Source organism: Haloimpatiens myeolchijeotgali, from assembly GCF_042688525.2.
Classification (GTDB): domain Bacteria; phylum Bacillota; class Clostridia; order Clostridiales; family Clostridiaceae; genus Haloimpatiens.
This window is the reverse complement of record NZ_JBHWAB010000001.1, coordinates 2916261-2937475: the sequence shown is the minus strand read 5'-3', so window position 1 is coordinate 2937475 and position 21215 is coordinate 2916261. Positions and strand designations below refer to the sequence as shown.

General features: G+C 27.5%; 18 protein-coding genes. 10 read left to right on the top strand and 8 right to left on the bottom strand.

Annotated features, from left to right (window positions below; all coding sequences use genetic code 11):
* Nucleotides 1-63 precede the first annotated feature (63 nt).
* Together ACFIJ5_RS13115 and ACFIJ5_RS13110 are read left to right on the top strand one after the other, a co-directional pair.
* Entirely contained in the window at nt 64-966 is a 903-nt protein-coding gene (locus ACFIJ5_RS13115) for a glycyl-radical enzyme activating protein (protein ID WP_379807738.1), read from the top strand.
* Nucleotides 967-972: 6 nt separating this feature from the next.
* On the top strand, nt 973-3381 hold the full coding sequence (locus ACFIJ5_RS13110) for a glycyl radical protein (protein WP_379807736.1): 2409 nt from the start codon (nt 973-975) through the stop codon (nt 3379-3381).
* Nucleotides 3382-3496: 115 nt separating this feature from the next.
* Here ACFIJ5_RS13110 and ACFIJ5_RS13105 read toward each other — a convergent pair whose 3' ends face one another.
* From ACFIJ5_RS13105 to ACFIJ5_RS13080, 6 genes are all read right to left on the bottom strand, one after another.
* A complete protein-coding gene (locus ACFIJ5_RS13105) occupies nt 3497-5287 on the bottom strand; it encodes an ABC transporter permease (protein WP_379807734.1) in 1791 nt (596 codons plus the stop codon).
* Nucleotides 5288-5426: 139 nt separating this feature from the next.
* Nucleotides 5427-6191 (bottom strand): ABC transporter ATP-binding protein, encoded by a 765-nt coding sequence (locus ACFIJ5_RS13100; protein ID WP_379807732.1) that lies wholly within the window; start codon nt 6189-6191, stop codon nt 5427-5429.
* A 170-nt stretch (nt 6192-6361) separates the two neighbouring features.
* Complete coding sequence (locus tag ACFIJ5_RS13095) at nt 6362-7237, bottom strand: 4Fe-4S binding protein (RefSeq protein WP_459253862.1); 876 nt, start codon at nt 7235-7237, stop codon at nt 6362-6364.
* A complete protein-coding gene (locus ACFIJ5_RS13090) occupies nt 7230-7364 on the bottom strand; it encodes a CD1871A family CXXC motif-containing protein (protein WP_379807728.1) in 135 nt (44 codons plus the stop codon). The genes ACFIJ5_RS13095 and ACFIJ5_RS13090 overlap by 8 nt, the downstream gene beginning before the upstream one ends.
* Before the next feature lie 11 nt (nt 7365-7375).
* The gene (locus tag ACFIJ5_RS13085) at nt 7376-8410 is read right to left on the bottom strand and encodes a sensor histidine kinase (protein WP_379807726.1); all 1035 of its coding nucleotides are present in this window, start codon (nt 8408-8410) and stop codon (nt 7376-7378) included.
* The gene (locus ACFIJ5_RS13080; RefSeq protein WP_379807724.1) at nt 8407-9081 is read right to left on the bottom strand and encodes a response regulator transcription factor; all 675 of its coding nucleotides are present in this window, start codon (nt 9079-9081) and stop codon (nt 8407-8409) included. Before ACFIJ5_RS13080 ends, ACFIJ5_RS13085 begins: the two co-directional genes overlap by 4 nt.
* 226 nt (nt 9082-9307) lie before the next feature.
* Between ACFIJ5_RS13080 and ACFIJ5_RS13075 the strand changes: the two genes are divergently transcribed.
* The 4 genes from ACFIJ5_RS13075 to ACFIJ5_RS13060 all read left to right on the top strand — a co-directional run bounded on the left by ACFIJ5_RS13075 (nt 9308) and on the right by ACFIJ5_RS13060 (nt 14656).
* Entirely contained in the window at nt 9308-10003 is a 696-nt protein-coding gene (locus tag ACFIJ5_RS13075) for an MgtC/SapB family protein (RefSeq protein WP_379807722.1), read from the top strand.
* Nucleotides 10004-10126: 123 nt separating this feature from the next.
* A complete protein-coding gene (locus tag ACFIJ5_RS13070; RefSeq protein ID WP_379807720.1) occupies nt 10127-12142 on the top strand; it encodes a sigma 54-interacting transcriptional regulator in 2016 nt (671 codons plus the stop codon).
* A gap of 383 nt (nt 12143-12525) precedes the next feature.
* Nucleotides 12526-13254 carry a gamma-glutamyl-gamma-aminobutyrate hydrolase family protein gene (locus tag ACFIJ5_RS13065; protein ID WP_379807718.1) on the top strand — a complete coding sequence of 243 codons (729 nt, stop codon included), beginning with the start codon at nt 12526-12528 and terminating at the stop codon, nt 13252-13254.
* An 85-nt stretch (nt 13255-13339) separates the two neighbouring features.
* Nucleotides 13340-14656 (top strand): APC family permease, encoded by a 1317-nt coding sequence (locus ACFIJ5_RS13060; RefSeq protein ID WP_379807716.1) that lies wholly within the window; start codon nt 13340-13342, stop codon nt 14654-14656.
* Between the two features lie 32 nt (nt 14657-14688).
* Here ACFIJ5_RS13060 and ACFIJ5_RS13055 read toward each other — a convergent pair whose 3' ends face one another.
* Nucleotides 14689-14877, bottom strand: coding sequence for a ferredoxin (locus tag ACFIJ5_RS13055; protein ID WP_379807714.1), 189 nt, complete (start codon nt 14875-14877; stop codon nt 14689-14691).
* A 335-nt stretch (nt 14878-15212) separates the two neighbouring features.
* Here ACFIJ5_RS13055 and ACFIJ5_RS13050 point away from each other — a divergent pair, with 335 nt between their 5' ends.
* The 4 genes from ACFIJ5_RS13050 (at nt 15213) to ACFIJ5_RS13035 (ending at nt 20441) form a co-directional block, all read left to right on the top strand.
* Nucleotides 15213-16013 carry an SDR family NAD(P)-dependent oxidoreductase gene (locus ACFIJ5_RS13050; protein ID WP_379807712.1) on the top strand — a complete coding sequence of 267 codons (801 nt, stop codon included), beginning with the start codon at nt 15213-15215 and terminating at the stop codon, nt 16011-16013.
* Between the two features lie 167 nt (nt 16014-16180).
* Entirely contained in the window at nt 16181-16855 is a 675-nt protein-coding gene (locus ACFIJ5_RS13045; protein WP_379807710.1) for a CPBP family intramembrane glutamic endopeptidase, read from the top strand.
* 30 nt (nt 16856-16885) lie between these two features.
* Complete coding sequence (locus ACFIJ5_RS13040; protein ID WP_379807708.1) at nt 16886-18523, top strand: amidohydrolase; 1638 nt, start codon at nt 16886-16888, stop codon at nt 18521-18523.
* 175 nt (nt 18524-18698) lie between these two features.
* A complete protein-coding gene (locus ACFIJ5_RS13035) occupies nt 18699-20441 on the top strand; it encodes a methyl-accepting chemotaxis protein (protein ID WP_379807706.1) in 1743 nt (580 codons plus the stop codon).
* A gap of 147 nt (nt 20442-20588) precedes the next feature.
* Here ACFIJ5_RS13035 and thiE read toward each other — a convergent pair whose 3' ends face one another.
* Complete coding sequence (thiE, locus tag ACFIJ5_RS13030) at nt 20589-21212, bottom strand: thiamine phosphate synthase (protein WP_379807704.1); 624 nt, start codon at nt 21210-21212, stop codon at nt 20589-20591.
* Nucleotides 21213-21215: the final 3 nt, after the last annotated feature.

Sequence of the window (21215 nt, the reverse complement as noted above, 5' to 3'; positions counted from 1 at the left end):
AACAAAACCAAATAATAATAAATGATAAAAAACAATTATATTTTTAATAAAAGGTGATAAAAAATGATAAAAGCAACAGTATGTGAAATTGAAAAGTATGCTATTCATGATGGACCAGGAATTAGAACTACAGTTTTTTTAAAAGGGTGTCCTTTAAAATGCTTATGGTGTAGTAATCCTGAAACACAAAAGAGAGAAAATGAAGTTTATTACAATATGAATAAATGCATTTTATGTGGTCGATGTGTACAAGAATGTAGTAATAATGCATTGAAAATTGAAAAAGATAGGGTAGTGGTAGATAGACAAAAATGTGAAGTTTGTGGAGAGTGCATAGAAGTTTGTCCAATGGGAGCATTAAATTTAGTAGGAAAAACAATGTCAATTACTGATGTGATTGAAGAGGTAAATAAAGATAGAATATTTTATGAAAAATCAGGAGGTGGTGTAACAGTTTCTGGTGGAGAAGTTTTAATCAATGGTGAGTTTGTAGTAGAACTTTTAAAAAAATGCAAGGAAGAATATATTAATACAGCTATAGAAACTAGTGGATTTGGAAAGTGGGATACACTTTTTAATATTTCAAGATATGCGGATTTAATTATGTTTGATATAAAGCATACAAATTGTGAAAATCATAAAAAGCTTACAGGGGTTTCAAATGAAACTATTTTAAATAATTTAAGTAAGTTATCTAAGCTGCATTCTAACATTATTATTAGGGTACCTCTTATACCAGGATTGAATGATAGTGTTAAAAATATACAGAATACATCGAAAATCGCAAAGGAAAATGGAATAAAGGAGATACATCTATTGCCATATCATTCTTTAGGAAAAGAAAAATATAGACAGTTACAAAAAGAATACAAATTAGAACAAATTAAAACTCCTTCAAAGGATAATTTAGCTTCTTTGAAAAAGGTTGTTGAAGGATTTGGAATAAAATGTGTTATAGGAGGTTAGAAAATTATGATGAAAACTTATGAAATTACAAGTAAAAGAATTAAGAAATTAAGAGAATCTGTGTTATCTGAAACTCCAATGGTTTGTATAGAAAGAGCAAGGTATGTAACTGAGGCTTACAAGGAAAATGAGGCACAACCAATATATATAAAAAGAGCAAAAGCAGTAGAAAAAATACTTAAAAATATGACAATATACATTAAGGATGATGAATTAATTGTAGGAAATCAAGCTTGTGAACAAAGAACAGCACCAGTATTTCCAGAATATGCTGTAGAATGGATTGAAGATGAATTAAAAGAAAAAGGGAATTTTAACAAAAGAGAAGGAGATAATTTTTATTTACCAGAGAAGCATATAGATGAACTTATGGATATAGTTAAGTACTGGAAGGGTAAAACTTTAAGAAGTAAGTGTTATGCAGTAATGCCTGAAGAAATTGAAAAGGCATCAAAAGTCAAGGCTATTCATGGAGAAGGAAATATGACATCTGGAGATGGACATATAGTTCCTGATTTTGAAAAGGCTTTAAGAATAGGTTTAAATGGTGTAATAAAAGAAGCACAAGAAGAATTAGAAAAAGTAGATATAAGTGATAATGATGGAATAAGAAGAAGAGCATTTTTACAATCAATAATAATTACAAATAAGGCTGTTATAGAATTTGCTAATAGATATTCAAAACTTGCAGAAGAACTTGCACATAAGGAAAACAATGAAAATAGAAAGAAAGAGCTTTTAAGAATATCAAACATATGTAAAAGGGTTCCAGCACAACCTCCAACAAGTTTTTATGAAGCAGCTCAATTGATATGGTTTATACAGTTAGTAATTCAAATAGAGAGTAATGGACATTCAGCTTCACTTGGAAGAGTAGATCAGTATTTATATAAGTATTATAAAAATGATGTTGAAAATGGAGTAGTAGATAGAGAATTTGCAAAAGAATTATTAGAGTGTTTATGGATAAAATTATATTCAATATTGAAAATAAGACCTACATCTCATTCAGGATACGGAGCTGGATATCCAACATATCAAAATGTAACGATAGGTGGGTCTAATGTAAATGGTTCTGATGCAACAAATGAATTAAGTTATTTAATTTTAGAAAGTGTAGGAGAAGCAAAATTAACTCAACCTAATCTTTCAGCTAGGGTACATTCAAATAGTCCAGAAAAATTTATAAGAGAATGTGCTAGTGTTGTTTCAACTGGTTTTGGAATGCCAGCTTTTCATAATGATGAGATAATTATTCCTGCACTTTTAAATAAGGGAGTAACATATGAAGATGCATACAATTATACTATGGTTGGATGTGTTGAAGTAGCTGTTCCAGGTAAATGGGGATATAGATGTACAGGAATGACATTTTTGAATTTATTAAAAGTTTTAGAATTGACATTAAATGATGGTTATGATGAGAGAACAGGATATACATTGCTTAATGGTAATGGAAAACTAACTGATTTTAAAACTTATGAAGAATTATGGAATGCTTGGGAAAAGAATATGGAATATTATACTAAATTATCAGTATCTTTAGATAAAATTGCAGATACACATTTAGAAGAATTTCCAGATATATTATGTTCTTCTTTAGTTGATAATTGTATTGAAAGAGGGAAAGCAATAAAAGAAGGTGGAGCAGTATATGATATAATTTCAGGACTTCAGGTTGGACTTGCTAATGCTGCGAACTCCTTTGCAGCCATGAAAAAAGTAATTTATAAAGATAAGATTTTTACAACTGAACAGATATTAAATGCCTTAAAAAATAATTTTCAAGGTGTAGATGGAGAAAAAATAAGAAAAGTATTAAATAATGCTCCAAAGTATGGAAATGATATAGAATATGTAGATAATATTGCGAAAGAAGTATATGATACTTACATTAAACAAATAAACAAATATAAAAATACTAGATACGAAAAAGGACCAATTGGTGGGAATTATGGATTATCTACATCTGGAATTTCTTCTAATGTACCAATGGGATGTGTAACTTGTGCAACTCCAGATGGAAGAAAAGCTTGGACAGCAGCTGCAGAAGGGGGTTCACCTACACAAGGAACTGATACTAATGGGCCTACTTCAGTATTAAAGTCAATTACTAAACTTCCAAACATATTAATGACAGGTGGACAACTTCTTAATATTAAATTTTCACCACAGTTATTACAAGGAGAAGGACAGTTTGATAAATTTATATTTCTTATAAAATCATTTATTGCATTAAAAGGTTGGCATATACAGTTTAATATTATTTCAAGTGAAACATTGAGAAAAGCTCAAAAAGATCCTGAAAAATATAGAGATGTTATTGTTAGAGTAGCAGGATACTGTGCACAATTTATTACTTTAGATTCAACAACTCAAGAGGACATTATATCAAGAACAGAACAGAAATTTTAAAAAGAAGCTGATAGTTAATTCAACTTTCGCAGATGAAAAATACCCGCTGCGAGAAATGATATATTGATTAGCTAGACAGTATTTTTGTCCTGCGAAAGTTGAATGAATAATTAGTTTAGCTTACTAATTTGTAGTATGAATTTACAGTTAATACATAATAAATCATATAAATTATTGTATATGATATTACACTTATGGTAATAGGAATCAATAAATTTAAATTTAGTAGTTTACTTAAGATAGATGTAGCAACAAGACTATGTAAAATACCTAACAATAAAGGTAATACAAATACAACTAACATTTGTCTACTTATAGAAGCTTTAATTTCTTTTTTACTAACTCCGATATTTTTTAATATTGTATATCTTGATTTATCATCATTAGCTTCAGATAATTGTTTAAAGAATATAATGCTGCCAGTAGATAAAAGAAAAACTAAGCCTAAAAAGCTGCCGATAAATATTAATAAACCATTAATCATCAAACCTGAAGAATAGCTTTCATAATATGATGAAAATGTGCTTATCCAAGGCTTATCTTTTAAAAATGTTTTTCTACCAACGATTTTCCTTATAGAATTTGTTAGATTTTTACTATCTTTTTTATTATCTGTAACATATGCTTTTACGCGATATACATTTTTACTATTGTAGTATTTGTTGTATACATCATCTTTAACAACTAAAGTTTCATCTACAAGTGTATAGTTATTGAGTAATGCATAAGGTTTAAAATCTATAACTTTAAGAGAACTTTTTTTACCATTATCATTAATTTCTATATTTTTATCAATATAACTTTTCATAAAACCCTTAATGAAATTTTCATAAAACAATATTGATTCATTAGAATTATTAAGTTTAACAATTTCTTTAAGTCCTCTAGCTTTGGCTATTTCGTTAAATTTACTTTCAGAAATCATATGAATATTATTTTTTATAGTTTTAGATTTAGTATTTATTTTAGATACATTAGGTAATAATGCATTTATGTTAATAAATGCAGCATCTACAGAATTTATTATTTTATTTTTTGGATATTTGCTTATTGTATCTTCTATTTTTGAATTTAAAGTGTCATTAGTATTTCCAATGACATAAGTGAAAGGGTAGCGAATATTAAGTTTAGTTTGAAAGTCATAATATATACTAGAAGTAATACCCATAGCAGTTAATGTTGTTGCGCTAAGTACTGCAATAGTGGCTAAAGTCCTTGAACTAGCTTTTATTCTGTATAGAAGTTGAGAAGTTCCAATCATGTTTATTCCTTTATAGTATTTTCTTTTGTTTTTTCTAGCAAGTTGTACCATGAAAACTGTAAAGGATGAAAAGAATAAATAAGTTCCAATTACTACAAGTGCTAGGGTAGTGAATATTGCAAATAAAAAATCAGTCTTAAAAGAGTTAAGATATAATATATAACCGCTTCCTATTAGAATAATAGATAATAGAGCAATAATTATAGAGGCTTTTGGTTCTTTTTCACCTTTGTTTTCTGCTTTAAAAAGATCAATAAGTTTGAACCTATAAATTATGGTATATCCATGAATTGAGGTTATTAAAAATAATATAGCAAAGGTAATAAGAGTTTTAATAATAGCTTTTGGAATAATTGTAAATTTTATTGATGTAGAAAATCCCATTAAATTAACCAAAAGCATTACAAATACTTTTGAAAATAAGTTTCCAACAAGTATTCCTATAATAAGAGCAATTGCTCCCATTGCAATATTTTCATAAAAAAGCATTCTTCCAATTTGTTTCTTTTTAATTCCCATCATAGAATAAAGAGCTATTTCTTTTTTTCTTTTTCTCATAAAAAATGAATTAGAATACCATATGAAGATTGCAGCAAATATAGCAATTACAACTGCAGATGCTTTCAAGGTACTGTCTATTTTCATGCTTTCGCCTACTAAGTTTAAAACCTGTTTATTATATTGTATAGATGTAAAGGTAAAATATATCATTATACTGAATATCATTGATACAAAATATAAAAAATAGTCATGGAAATTTCTTTTTATGTTTTTAAAAGCTATGTTAAATAAGGTCATTATTGTCACCACCAAGAGTTTTTAAAACATCAAGTATTTTTTGAAAAAATACCTTTCTAGAATTACCTCTTACAAGTTCAGTAAATAATTTACCATCCTTTATGAATAATATTCTTTTACAATAGCTTGCAGCAAAAGCATCATGAGTTACCATCATTATAGTAGCATTATCACTTTCATTTAAATCGCTTAAACACTGTAATAATTCTTGAGATGATTTAGAATCAAGAGCGCCTGTTGGTTCATCTGCTAATATAAGAGATGGTTTATTTATGATAGCTCTAGCAGCTGCTGTTCTTTGCTTTTGTCCACCAGAAACTTCATAGGGATACTTATTTAATATATCAGTTATACCTAAATTAAAGGCTATTTTTTTTACTCGTATTTCAATTTCTTTATGGTCAATTTTTGAAAGTGCTAGTGGAAGAATGATATTTTCTTTAATTGTTAGAGTATCAAGTAAATTAAAATCTTGAAAAATAAAACCTAATTTATTTCGTCTAAAAGAAGATAGTTTATCTTCATCCATTTTTACTATATTATCTCCATCAATAGTAACTGTACCAGATGTAGGGGTATCTATAGTAGAGATAATATTTAAAAGTGTGGTTTTGCCTGCCCCAGAAGGACCCATTATACCAATAAATTCTCCTTCTTTAATTTCAAGATCTATATCATAAAGAGCAGTATATACATTACCTCTTGAACCATATATTTTCTTTAAATTTTTAGCTACTAATACATTATTCATTTGTAAAGCCTCCTAAATTTAATATTACTTTAAAATAACTTATAAAGTTATTTTATAATAAATTTACAGTTCTAACCATAGTGTTACCTAACAAAATAGTATTTTAAACTTACATTTTTGTCACAAAAAAATACACAGACTGTTTAAAAATCAACAGCCTGTTAGAAATGTCATTTTTTTATATCTTGAACAGATGTAATATTTGTATCTTGTTTTAAACTAATAATACTTTGAATTGCATGTTGTGGACATGCAGAAATACATTCTCCACAGCGAATACATTCTAAACTATTTGGATTTTTATATACATTGATATCCAATTTACACTGCACTTTGCATGCTCCACATTTTGTACATTTATTAGTATCTATTTTAAATCTATATATACTTATAGGATTGAAGAAAGAATAAATTGCACCTAGAGGACAAATAAATCTGCAAAATGGTCTAAATATAAGTATTGATAGTACTATAGTAATTATTAATAAGATAACTTTCCATTTAAACAAAAATCCTATAGCAGATCTTAATGAAGGATTTAATAAAGTAAGGGGAATACCTCCTTCTAAAGTACCCGCAGGACATATGTATTTGCAAAATGTAGGGGAACTTAGTCCCATATCGTCCACCCAAAACATAGGAAGCAAGATTACAAATACAACTAATATAATATATTTTAAATATTTAAGGTTTTGTAATTTGGGACTAACTTTCAATTTAGGAGAGGGTATTTTATTAAGGAGTTCTTGTATTAAACCAAAAGGACATAGCCATCCACAAACAAATCTACCTAAAGTAGCCCCTGTTAATATAAGAAAGCCTACAACATAAAATGAAAATTTATATTTTAAACTACCAATGACTGCTTGTAAAGAACCTATAGGACAAGAACCTAAAGAACCAGGACAAGAATAACAGTTGAGTCCAGGAACACATATTTTTTTTGTACTTCCTCTATAAATTTTGCCATTAAAAAATCCCTTTAAATAACCATTAGTCCCTAATGCTGTTATTATTTGAACTAATTTTCTTTTTAATTTATCCAATTCCAATACACTCCAAACATATATTTATTGCCTTAATGAAGACTGTCATTACTTCACCTCTATGTACTCCTGCTCCAATAAAAATTACACCCAATAGTAATAAAAATACTCTGATTTTTTCTCTCATAAAATCCACCTCTATTTATTTGCAACATTAAAGTAATCTGTTAACTTTGGAAAATGAATTTTTGCTTTTGTATATTCATTATATGAAGATTCTATGGAAATGTCATGACCTAATTTTCTCGAAAGTTTTTTTGCTAAGTATAAGCCCATACCCGTAGATTTTGAATTTTTTCTTCCATTATATCCAGTAAAACCTTTGTGAAATACTCTTCCAATATCTTCTTGCCTAATTCCTACCCCATTATCCTCAATAATAAGTATTTTTTCTTTATTATTTTTTTTAGTACTAAATTTTATTTTTCCTCCTTCATCAGTATATTTTAAAGAATTAGATAGAATTTGATTAATTATAAAAGTGATCCATTTTTTATCACTAGTTATGTTTAAATTTATATCTTCCATTTGAATTTGTATTTTCTTATTTATGAAGGTTTTAGCATGTTTTTTTACAAGATCTTTTACAATTCGTTCTAAATTTATTTCATTAATAAAATAATCTTTAGAGAAAGAATCTATTTTTGAGTGATAAAGAGCTTGCTCAACATAGTTATCAATTTTATCTATCTCTTCTTCTAAACTGTTTAATGTATTATCTTCAATGTTTGCGAGATTATTTTCAATGATTAATCTACTTACAGCAATAGGAGTTTTTATTTCGTGAACCCAAGAAGTAATAAACTCTAAATTATCTTTTTTCTCTTTGTATAGATTATCAATTTTGTTATTTTGATCTTCATATATATTAGAAATTAGTTTGTGATATAATTCTTGTTCATTAGTTTTAGGGCTAGGTAAAGTATTAACTATATTTTCAGTTTCATTTTTCATTAAATAATTCATAGATTTATAATATTTATTATGTGAAAAATACTCACCAAATAGATATAATAAAAAGAATATAAAACTTACAAAATTAATATATAGAATATTATCTATGCTAACTTTCACGGTATTATCTAAGTAAATTACTGTAGATATAAAACCCATTAGAATGAAAAAAAATAGAAATAAAAATTTTTTATCCTGTAAATATTCTTTTAATTTCATATTATTATATATCCCTGACCTTTCTTAGTTTTGATAAAATCATCTAATCCAACATCAGATAATTTTTTCCTAAGTCTGTTTACATTTACTGTTAATGTGTTGTCATCTACAAAGCTTTCATCTTCCCAAAGACTTCTCATAATTTTATCTCTACTTACCACATTACCACTATTTTTCATTAAAATATAAATGATTTTAAATTCGTTTTTAGTTAGTTCCATGTTTTGTTCATTATATATAAGATTATTATCTTTTAAATTTAATATAGCACCATTATGTTCAATTATATTTGATTCCACATTTGAATAAGAATAAGTTCTTCTTAAAACAGCATTAACTTTAGCCATTAAAACATCTAAAGAAAAAGGTTTTTGAATAAAATCATCTCCACCCATATTCATTGCCATTATAATATCCATATTAGTATCTCTTGAAGATACAAATATTATAGGGATTTTAGATACTTCTCTAATTTTATTACACCAATAAAAACCGTCAAAATAAGGAAGATTTATATCCATTAATACTAAATGAGGATTATATTTTACAAATGTATTAAATATATCACTGAAATCTTCAATTCGTAATCCATCAAATCCCCATTTTTTTATATTTTCTGATATTATTTCACTTATCTTAGGATCATCTTCTACTATTAATATTTTAAACAATTAAATGCACCTCATTTCACATATTTTAATTTAAAATTTATTAAAGTTATATCAATTATATTCATATTATATAATATTTTAAGGTTATTAGTCATAATTATTTTACATAGTTAAAATCACATATATTTTTTTTCAATCTTTGTGATACAATAAAATATAATAAAAATCTAGAAATAAAAAATAAAAATATAGAGAAAAGATTTTATGTAAAAAGAGGAATGATTTTATGGAAAGATATGAGGTTATTATTAGATTAGCATTAGCCATATTGATTGGAGGTCTAATTGGATATGAAAGAGAATTTAAGAATAGACCAGCTGGATTTAGAACGCATATATTAGTATGCGTGGGTGCAGCAGTTATTTCAATGATACAGATTTATGATGTGGATAAAACAACAGCTAAAATTCTTGCACATCCAGAATTAGGTGCAGCATTAAAAGTAGATATAGGAAGATTAGGTGCACAGGTTATAACAGGAATAGGTTTTTTAGGTGCTGGTACAATTATAAGAGAAAAAGGAGCTGTAAAAGGTTTGACTACAGCTGCAAGTATATGGACAGTTGCATGTATTGGACTTGGAATAGGAATGGGATATTACTTTTTAAGTGCTGCTGCGGCTATAGGAGTTTTAATTATATTAGTTTCGTTAAAAAGATTAGAAACTAAATTATTTGAAAAAGGTAAGCTAGTTAAATTAGAGATATATTATGTAAGTAAAGAATTTATTCAAGATGCTGCAGAATTTTTTAGAAGGAAAAACATTAAAGTAAAAAATATAGAGTTTAATATAGAAGATGAGGATGAGGACGTATACAACTCAAGTTTATATACGGTAATAATACCTAGATATGTTAAAGTTTCGAGTGTAATTCAAGAATTAAGTACTATTGAAGGTGTTGTAAAGATAATGGAAGTTTAATAAAGTAAAAAGTATAAAGAAGAAATAAGGAAGATTAAATAAAGTAAAAAGTATAAAGAAAAACATTATTATATTGCTCTTTTAACTTTAATCTTTGTACTTTAAAAGATATGAGGTGTGCTAATGCGGTCTATAGCTGTAGTTACAGATAATAAAAATTCTAAGGTAGCTAAATTTTTGAGGCAAAACTTAGAATGGGTTTTTGAACAATATGTAGACATTAATAATTATTCTTTTGGTGAATTAGAAAAAGGTAAAAAAATAGAAGATGATGTAGTACTAATCATGATAAAAGAAAGAGCACTTGAAATAAAAAAATATGTTTCTAACAAACAGAAAATAATAGTTATTCAAAGAACTATAAGAGAAAATGAAATTTATAAAATTTTTTCTATACCAGAGGCAACAGAAGTTTTAGTAGTAAATGATAATATGGAAACTACCTTAGAAACTACATCGCTTTTTTATCAATTAGGCATAAATCATTTAAATTTTATACCTTTTGACCCTAGTAAAAAATATGAAAATATTCAAATAGCTATTACTCCAGGAGAAATACAAAGAGTACCTAGTTATATAAAGAAAATTATAGATGTTGATGAAAGATGTATTGATTTATCTACTTTTATGAAGATATCAGAAACATTGGACTTAGATAGTAAAGAAATTGGTAAAAATATTATAAAGTATTCAGAGAAAATAATAAGTTTAGATAATGGAATAAAGAATAAATATAAAGAAATAATTGTAAAAAATGAAGAATTAGATACCATTATAAATCTTTCAAGAGATGGAATTGTGTTTACTTCTAATAAGGGAATAATTACTGTATGTAATAAAAGTTTTAAAAAAATGCTAAATATTGAAGAAAATATAGAAGGTAAAAATATTAAGGAATTTTTAAAATTTGAATTTGAAAAAATATTAAAGGAAGAATTGATAGAAAATGAGGTAATAAAGTATAAAGGAAAATATTTTAATGTTAACAAGACATCTATAAGTCATTTTGGAAGAAAAACAGGTACATATTACAACATTCAGGAAGTAACATACATAAAACAGTTAGAACAAAATTTAAGTAAAAAAATTAGAGAAAAAGGTCAGGTGGCAAGATATACCTTTCAGGATTTAAAGACTAATTCACATGTTATGAAAGAGTGTGTTAATTTAGCCAAGAAAATATCAAAGTCAGATTTAACAGTATTGATAATAGGAGAAAGTGGAACGGGAAAAGAACTTATGGCACAATCAATACATAATAAATCTAATAGATGTAAACAGCCTTTTGTTGCAGTTAACTGTGCTGCTATGCCAGAAAATTTATTGGAAAGTGAATTGTTTGGATATGAACCAGGTGCTTTTACTGGAGCATTAAAAGAAGGTAAAAAAGGACTTTTTGAGCAGGCTAATAATGGCACTATATTTTTAGATGAGATAGGGGATATGCCTGTCTTGCTGCAAACTAAGTTGTTGAGAGTGCTGCAGGAAAGGCAGGTAATGAGAGTTGGTTCTCAAAAGGTAATAGATGTAAATGTAAGAGTTATAGCAGCAACTAATAGAAATTTATTAAATATGATTAAAGAAGGAAAATTTAGAGAAGATTTATATTATAGACTTAATATACTTCCAATAAATATTCCTCCTCTTAGAGAAAGAAAAAGTGACGTAATTAGTATGTTAGAACTTTTTTTAGATAAGAAATTAATTTTGGATGAAGAAGTAAAAAAAGCTTTAATGAGTTATGATTGGCCAGGGAACATAAGGGAATTACAAAATGCAGCATCATATATATCGCTTATGTGTAATGATGTTGTTAGGTTAGACAATTTACCTTTTAATGTAACCCATATAAAAGATAATTTTAATAAGGAAATAGATGTATTGAAGTGTAAATGTGATTTTTCAAAATGCATAAAGGTATTAAAAATTATAGATGAATCCAATAGCTGGGGCAAATCTATAGGGAGAAATTGTATAACTAAAATAGCATTACAAGAAGGATTTTATTTAACGGAAGGTGAAACAAGAAAAATTTTAACTGAATTAAGAAATCTAGAATTAATTTGTTCAAGTGTAGGAAGAAAAGGTAGTGAAATAACCTATAAAGGTAAAAAATTCCTACAAAACTTAAAAAGTTAAATATAATAGGTTTATAAATAGGATACAAATAGGTAAATGTATGACCTATTGAACCTATTTATTGCAAATTCAAAGGTGTGTGTAAGAAAAACGTTATGATTACCTTTACATAAATATTTTTCAAATGTATGATTTTATAAAATTTTTAGAATTTATTCAACAAAAGTTTGTTTAAAGCTTTTGTTTTCTTTTTATTTGCAATAATCATATTTTAAGGATTTTATAGTGGAATCAAGTAAATTCAAGGGTTTGAAATTAAAAATTTACATTAATAAAAGATATAATTTTTTTTGAGAAAATTTATATTTGAGTTTTGGCATAAGTATTGCTTGATATATAGGCATAAAAAGAATATAAAATTTTAAATAGGAGGCTTGGAAGATATGGACATAAAACCAATTATAGGAGTATCAGGAAGTATTATTGTTGATGAAGGAGGAATGTTTCCAGGATATGAAAGAGCATATGTAAACGATGATTATATACAATCAGTTGTAAGAGCAGGAGGAGTACCTTATATCATACCAATGGTATATGATGAAGAGGTAATAAGAGATCAAGTAAAAAATGTAGATGCATTAATATTATCAGGAGGTCATGATGTTAATCCGTTGTTATATGGAGAAGAACCATCTCAAAAGTTAGGCGGAATCTTACCAAAAAGAGATACTTTTGATTGTGCTTTAATAAAAATGGCAATGGAAATGAAAAAACCAATACTTGGAATTTGTAGAGGACATCAAATTATAAATGCAGCCAATGGTGGAACTATATATCAAGATTTATCTTATATTAATGGATGTTACATAAAACATAATCAACAACATTTATCTAATATACCAACTCATACAGTTGAGATTACTGAAGGAACAAAACTATATGATATATTAGGTGAAAAAGTACTTACAAATAGTTTTCATCATTTAGCACTAAACGATATAGCACCAGGATTTAAGGTAGCAGCAGTTTCTAAAGATGGAGTAGTGGAAGCAATAGAAAAAGAAGGAGAAGAATTTGTTATAGGAATACAATGGCATCCAGAAATGATGGCAAAAGATAATGAGAATATGTTGAACATATTTAAAGCATTAATAAGACAAGCCTGTAAATAGTAATATGGCAGTTTAAAAATAGTTTTTATATTAAATATGTGTACGATTACATAAATGATATTTATGTTTGAGAGGAGGAATTATAATGAGTGACAAGAAAAAGTTTGGCTTTTGGAGTATAGTACTTTTAGGTATAAACGCAATTATAGGTTCAGGTATATTTTTGTTACCAAATAAGGCTATGAAATTAATAGGACCAGCAAGTTTATGGGTTATTGTATTTGATATGCTTTTAGTAATAAGTATTGCAATGTGTTTTGCAGAAGTTGGAGGATTGTTTAAGAAAAACGGAGGCCCATATGTGTATGCCAAAGAAGCTTTTGGTGAATTTGTAGGATTTGAAGTAGGATTTATGAAATGGGCTATTAGTATAATTGCTTGGGCAGCTATGGCAGTTGCATTTGCAACAGCATTAGGTAAAGTGTGGCCATCAGCTGCAGAAGGAACAACTAAAAACATAATAGTTATAGCAATATTAGTGGGACTTGGAATTTTAAATATATTAGGTGTAAACATATCTAAAACATTAAATAATATTATTACTTTAGGAAAATTGATACCATTAGTTATGTTTGTTGCAATAGGAATCTTCTTTATGAAAGGTGGAAACTTTTCACCAATGTTTCCTGGTGGACATTATGAGGCAGGATCTTTTGGAGCAGCAGCACTTTTAATATTCTATGCATTTACAGGATTTGAATCTATTGCGGTTGCAGCAGAAGACATGGAAAATCCAGAAAAAAATGTTCCAAAAGCAATAGTAACAGTTATGATAATTGTATCTCTATTTTATTTATTAATACAAGCAGTATCTATAGGAGCACTAGGACCTAAGCTTGCTGAAACTTCAACTCCAGTTGCAGACGCTGCATCAATTTTCTTAGGACCAATAGGTGGTGCTATAGTATCAGCTGGTACTCTTATTTCAATTGGTGGAATAAATATTGCAGCTTCATTTATTACTCCAAGAAGTGGTGTAGCACTTGCAGAGGACGGATTAGTTCCAAGAGTTATTGCAAAACAAAGTAAAGCTGGAACACCATATGTAGCAATTATAATAACAGTAGCTTTAGCAATTCCAATAGCTTTATCAGGAAGTTTTACAAAACTTGCAGCTATAAGTGTTGTTTCTAGATTTGCACAATATGTACCAACATGTCTTGCAGTTATAGTTTTAAGAAAGAAGAGACCAGAGTTAAAAAGTTCTTTTACAGTGCCTTTTGGACCAGTTATACCTATAATTGCAGTAGTTGTTAGTGGATGGTTATTATATCAATCTTCAATGGAAAAAATCCTTTGGGGACTTGGAGGATTAGTATTAGGAGTGCCTTTATATTTCATAATGAAAAGTAAAAATAATAATGATAATAGTAAAAATAATTCAGAAAAATTAAGTGCTTAATAATAAAGCTGCCTTGAATGGGCAGCTTTTATTTATTGAATGGTTATTGCTTCTACAGGACATTGTGCTTCAGCATCTTTTGCAGAATCAACTAAGTCTTCTGTTACATCTGGGTTATAAGCAATTGCTTTACCATCATCATCCATTTGGAAAATTTCTGGACAAACATCTGGACATAGACCACAACCTATACAAGTATCTTTATCAACGTTAGCTTTCATTTTATTAGCCTCCTTTTTAAGTAACTCAACTTTTGAAGGTGAAAAACAGTTGCTGCGGGAAATTATATTTTTGTCCTATGAAAGTTGAGTAAGTAACATTAGTATAATCATATATAAATTTTTTATACAATATATGTCTTTATTCTTGTTTTATGAATGTTGGATATTAAATTAAGTTTTTAATGTTATTGAATCATAAGAATATATTATTCTGATATTTTGTAAAATTATGATGAACTTGGAAGGAAAAATGGAAAAAATATCGAATCAATATAATATATGTTACATATACAATGTATAGTTATTATTGTTTTTAAAGAAAGGGATGATATATAGTGAGTAAGTTGTTTGAAAATCAAATTGCTATTGTTACAGGTGGAAACTCAGGTATAGGTGAAGGTGTTTCAATGGATTTAGCTAAAAATGGTGCTAAAGTAATGATAGTTGGAAGAAATGAAGCTAAAAACGAAAAAGTAAAAAAAGCTATAGAGAATGAAAATGGATATGCTGAGTGTTATAAAGTAGATGTAAGTAAAAGAGAAGAAGTAGAGAAAGCTGTTAATACTATATATGAAAAACACAAAAAAATAGATATTTTAATATCTAATGCAGGAAATTCAACGCAACCAAAGTTTTGTACAGATATGACTTATGAAGAATGGGATGTATTAATAAAAACTCATTTATATGGAACATTTAATTTTGTAAAAGCTTGTGGTGAAAAAATGAAACATAATAAATATGGAAGAATAGTTTTAACTTCTTCATTAGCAGGAATTATGGGATTTACAGGAAGTATAAATTATAGTAGTGCTAAAACAGGATTAGTAGGTATGACATATACTCTTTGTAAAGAGTTAGGACCATATGGTATAACAGTAAATGCAGTTCAACCAGGAATTATAAGAACAAATATGACAAGTGCAGCATTAAGTCAAATGGAGGAACCATTTAAAAAAGCTACACCAGTTCAAAAAATAGGAGAACCAAAAGATGTAGCAAATGCTGTAAGGTTTTTCTGTATGCCAGAATCTTCTTTTATAACAGGAGTAGTTATGAGAGTAGATGGAGGATATATACTAAATTCACAAATGGATCAATTGATGTTCCAAATGTGTTCATCACAAGAAAAATAGGCATAATAAATATGATTAAAAACTCCAGAAAATCTTTTCTGGAGTTTTTTTTATTTTTCACCTGTGAAAGTTGAGTTGTTGATAATAGGTAATTTTATTTATAGGTAATATGATATAATAAATTGAAGAAAATATTGAAAAACAAACATAGGAGGAAATAGAAATTTATGGATAAAAAATATATATTTATAAGCTCTATAATAGCGTGTATTTTGTTATATTTTATTGAACAAGTTATAGGAGCAAATTATTTAATTAAAACTATTTCAAAAATAGTATTATTTACTATGATACCTTATATATACATAAGATTTATTAAGAGAGTTACAATTAAGGAGGCATTAAATTATAAAAACATAGACAAGCATCACCTTAAAGTAGGAATTTTATTAGGGATTATATGTTTTGTTGTAGTGATAATTTCTTATTGTGTTCTTGGAGGAGCTGTAGATTTTGATAGTATTGCCATTGAACTTCAAAGAAAATCTAAAATTAGTCCTGTAAACTTTATTTTTGTAGGATTATACATAACATTTGGTAATTCATTTTTAGAAGAGTTTTTTTTCAGAGGTTTTATATTTTTAAATTTATATAAATTAAAATATAAAAAGACAGCTTATATATTTTCATCTTTATTATTTGCGTTATATCATATTACAATATTTAAGAATTGGTTTGAGCTATGGATAACATTTTTAGCAGTAGTAGCGTTAATGATTGTAGGATTTATCTTTGATTGGATAGATACTAAGTCTAATAATTTTGTGAATTCATGGATAGTTCATATATTAGCAGATAGTGCCATAATATTTATTGGCTTTAAGATGTTTGGAATTTTATAAATTTAGTAATTTTGAATAGGGGGAATAAAGGTGGATTTGATACTTTATAATGGCAAAATTGTGACTATGGATGAAAAAAATAGGGAAGCACAAGCGGTGGCAGTACAAGGGGATATGATTATTAAAGTAGGTAGTAATGAAGAAATAATGAAATTAAGAAAAAACAATACTAAGGTTATAAACTTACAAGGTAAATTAGTTGTGCCAGGTTTTATAGATAGTCACATGCATTTAATTGGATATGGAACAAGTATTCAGAAAGTAGATTTGAAAGATTGTAAATCTGTAGAAGATATAATAGATAAGGTTAAAAAATTTATTGAAGTTAAAAATATTCCTGTAGGTAAATGGGTACAGGGGATTAATTGGAATCAAGAAAATTTTGATGTTAAAAGATTTCCTAATAAATATGATTTAAATAAAATTTCAAAGGTACACCCAATATGTATAACAAGAGCTTGTTATCATGTATCAGTAATCAATGATAAAGCACTTGAAGTATTAGGTATTGATAAAGATTCAGTACAAATACAAAGTGGAGAAATAGATACAGACGAAAAAGGAAATGTTTTAGGAATTTTCAGAGAAAATTCAATGTGGATTATTGATGATGCTATTGTTGAACCTGATTTAGAAGAACTTAAAGATATAATTAAAAATGCTTGTTGTAATGCTTCAAAACAAGGAATAACTTCTATTCATACAGATGATTTTGCTTATCTTCCAAGTAAAAATTATGAAAAGATTATAAAAGCTTATAAACAATTAGAAAATGAAGGAAAATTAAAAGTTAGAATAAATGCTCAATGCCGTCTTTCAAATATGGAGATATTACAAGAGTTTATTGATAAGAAATATAATAAATTCAAAGGAGATAAGTTTTTCAAATTTGGTCCTTTAAAATTAATATGTGATGGTTCATTAGGTGCAAGAACAGCTTATTTATCTTATAAGTATAATGATGATTGTTCTACTTGTGGAATTTGTAATTTTACACAGGAGGAATTAGATGAAATTATATTAACAGCACACAAGGCTGGAATGCAAATTGCAGTTCACTGTATAGGTAATAAAGCAATGTATATGGTACTTGAAAGTATACAAAAGGCTGTGCAAAAGTATCCAAGGAAAGATACAAGACATAGTATAATACATGCTCAAATAACTGATAAGCTTTTGATTGAAAAATTTAAGAATATGGATATAATAGCAAACGTTCAACCTATATTTTTAAATGCAGATTTACATGTAGTGGAAAAAAGAATAGGAAAAGAAAGGGCAAAGTATACTTATAATTGGAAAACTATGATAGATAAAGGTATACATGTTACTTGTGGATCAGATTGTCCTATAGAGCATTTTGACATATTGCCTAATATTTATTCTGCTGTAACAAGAAAAGATTTAAAAGGTTATCCTAAAGGAGGCTGGCTTAAAGAACAAAAGATATCTGTACATGAAGCATTAAAAGGATTTACTTGTGAAGGGGCTTATGCGTCTTTTGAAGAAAATTTAAAAGGTAGTATAACTGAAAATAAATTGGCTGATATGGTTGTTTTATCAGATAATATATTTGAAATTAAGCATGATGATATAAAAGATGTAAAAGTACTAATGACAATATTAGGTGGAAAAGTAGTTTATAAAAATGAAAAGTATGAATTTTAGATAATTATAAAATTTTGAAGCGAAGTTCTAGAATTTTTTTGAAAATTAACAAAAATTTAAAGGAATTTTACTTTTTAGACATATGTAAGTTTGAATTTTGTTGTATAATAGTTAGTGTTTGGAAAAATCTATAAAAATACAATTTTACCTAATATTAAAGATGGGAGGTTAATAAATGAAAAGAACTTTAAAAAAGAAAATAATAGGAAGCTTTTTGCTTGTAGTAATTTTGGTTATGATTCCTGTATGTGTAATGGTAATAAACGTTGCTGGAAATGCTTCATATAAAGCATTAAATAATGTTGTTAAAAGATCAAGTGTTATGGGAAGAAAAATAATAGATGATTTATATCCTGGAGAATGGCATATAAAAGACGGCGATATATATAAAGGAGATAAGCCTATAGATCACAGCGAAGTAGCATCTAATGTAAAAGAAAATCTAGGATTGGATTTGTTATTCTTACAAAAAGATAAAGTTGTTTCTAGTAGTATTCAGGATAAAAGTGGGAACGCTTTATCAAGTGTAGATATAGATGAAGAAAACAAAAATATGATATTTAATGAAGGTAAGTCAGATAACTTAAGAGTTAACCTTAATGGGGAAAAATATTTAATACATATAGAACCTATAAAAAATAGTGATAATGATGTAATTGGTGCTATTGGTATAGGAATGGGTGAAGCATCTATTAAAAATTATATAAAAGAAACTAATATATTAGATCAATTAGGTGTAGTTAATGTAATTTGTATAGTTGTATTAATTCTAGTAATTTTTATAGCAAATAAGTTATCCAATTATTTAACTTATAACATTAAAAAGGCCTCAGCTTTTGCAAAACAATTAGCAGAAGGAAACTTAGATTATAAAATTGAAGATTATGATGATAGTAATAGAAGATTAAAGCCAAAAAAAACTCCAGATGATGAAGTAGGAGAATTGATGAAAGCATTAAATGTAGCAGGAAATAATTTGAGAGAACTTATTGGTAGTGTTCAGCAAAATGCTCAATCATTATCAGAAATGGCGACTACATTAAATGCCTCTATGGATGATATCGGTAAAGGCTCTGAAGAAGTTGTAAATGGAGTTAATGAAGTGGCAATGGATACTCAAAACAATGCAAGTGCAGCCCAAGAGACAGCAGCTAGTATTGAAGAGGTAGCTAATAATTCAAAAATTGTATATAAAGAAACAGCTAGTGTATCTAATGATAGCAATAGTGCTTTAGAAGCAGCTAAGGCAGGAACTGATAAAGTAGATCAAGCAGTACAAGCTATAGGTAATATCAAACATACTACAAATAATGTATCATCAGTAATAAATGATTTACAGGTTTCTTCAAATAAAATTGGAGAAATGGTTTCAATTATTAGTGGAATAGCAGAACAAACTAATCTTTTAGCATTAAATGCAGCTATAGAAGCAGCAAGAGCTGGAGAACAAGGTAGAGGGTTTGCTGTAGTAGCAGAGGAAGTAAGAAAGTTAGCAGAACAAAGTAAAGATGCAACTGAAGAAATTATTACATTTGTAAAAGATATTCAAGAAAAGACTCAAAAAGCTACATCAGCTATGGATGAGGAATTAGTACAAGTTGAAATTGGAGTTGAAAAAACTAATTCAACGAGTGAAGAATTTAATAAGATATTTGATATCGTAGAGAATATGAACAAAAATGTAGAGAAAATAGCAACATCAACTAAAGAACAATCTTCAATTGCCGAGGAAATGGCTAGAGTTATGGATGAATTTTCACAGAATACTCAACATACTGCTAGTGCATCACAAGAAATAAGTGCAAGTGTAGAAGAGCGAAATGGTGCAATAAATGAAATTGAACAAGCAATAAATGAATTAAAGTCTATGTCAGAGCAGTTAAGTGAAAAAACTAAAAAATTTACTATAACTAAATAACAAAAATAGAGAAAAATAATATTTTAATATAGGTGTATACAGCAGTAAATAATAAGAGGTATAAGAAAAGGAAAGTTTTAAAGATTCCTTAAGCTTATACCTTATTTACTTATTACTAATATACATAACGTGATGTGATTTTCTTATTTAAAGTTCTGTACAATCTCTTAATTGCTGAGAAGCTGCTTTTATGTCATTACTTCCAAGTATGCAAGATATAACAGAAAGACCGTTAACGCCTGATTTCATTACTGATTCTGCATTTTGTAAATTTACTCCTCCTATTGCAACTGAAGGAATATGTATTTTTGATGTGATTTCTTTCAATCCTTCTAATCCTAGAAGAGTAGAAATATCTTCTTTAGTACTTGTAGGAAAAACAGAACCTAATCCTAAATAATGTGCTCCAGCTTTTTCAGCTTGTAAAGCTTGTTTAACATTATTACAAGAGATTCCTATTATTACATCATCACCAAGAATTTTTTTAGCAAATTCAATTGGCATATCACTTTGACCTAAATGAACTCCTTCAGCCTTAACAGCTTGAGCTATATCAATTCTATCGTTTATTATTAATGGAACATTGTAGTATTTAGTTACTTCATGAACTTTACTTGCTGTGTCAAAAAATTCTCTAGTTGAGGCTTCTTTTTCTCTTATCTGTACTATAGAAGTACCACCTTTAATAGATTCTTCAACTGCTTGTTCAAGCGTCATATTTTTTAAAAATCTTTTATCAGTTACAAGATAAACACTATAATCTATATTCATTTC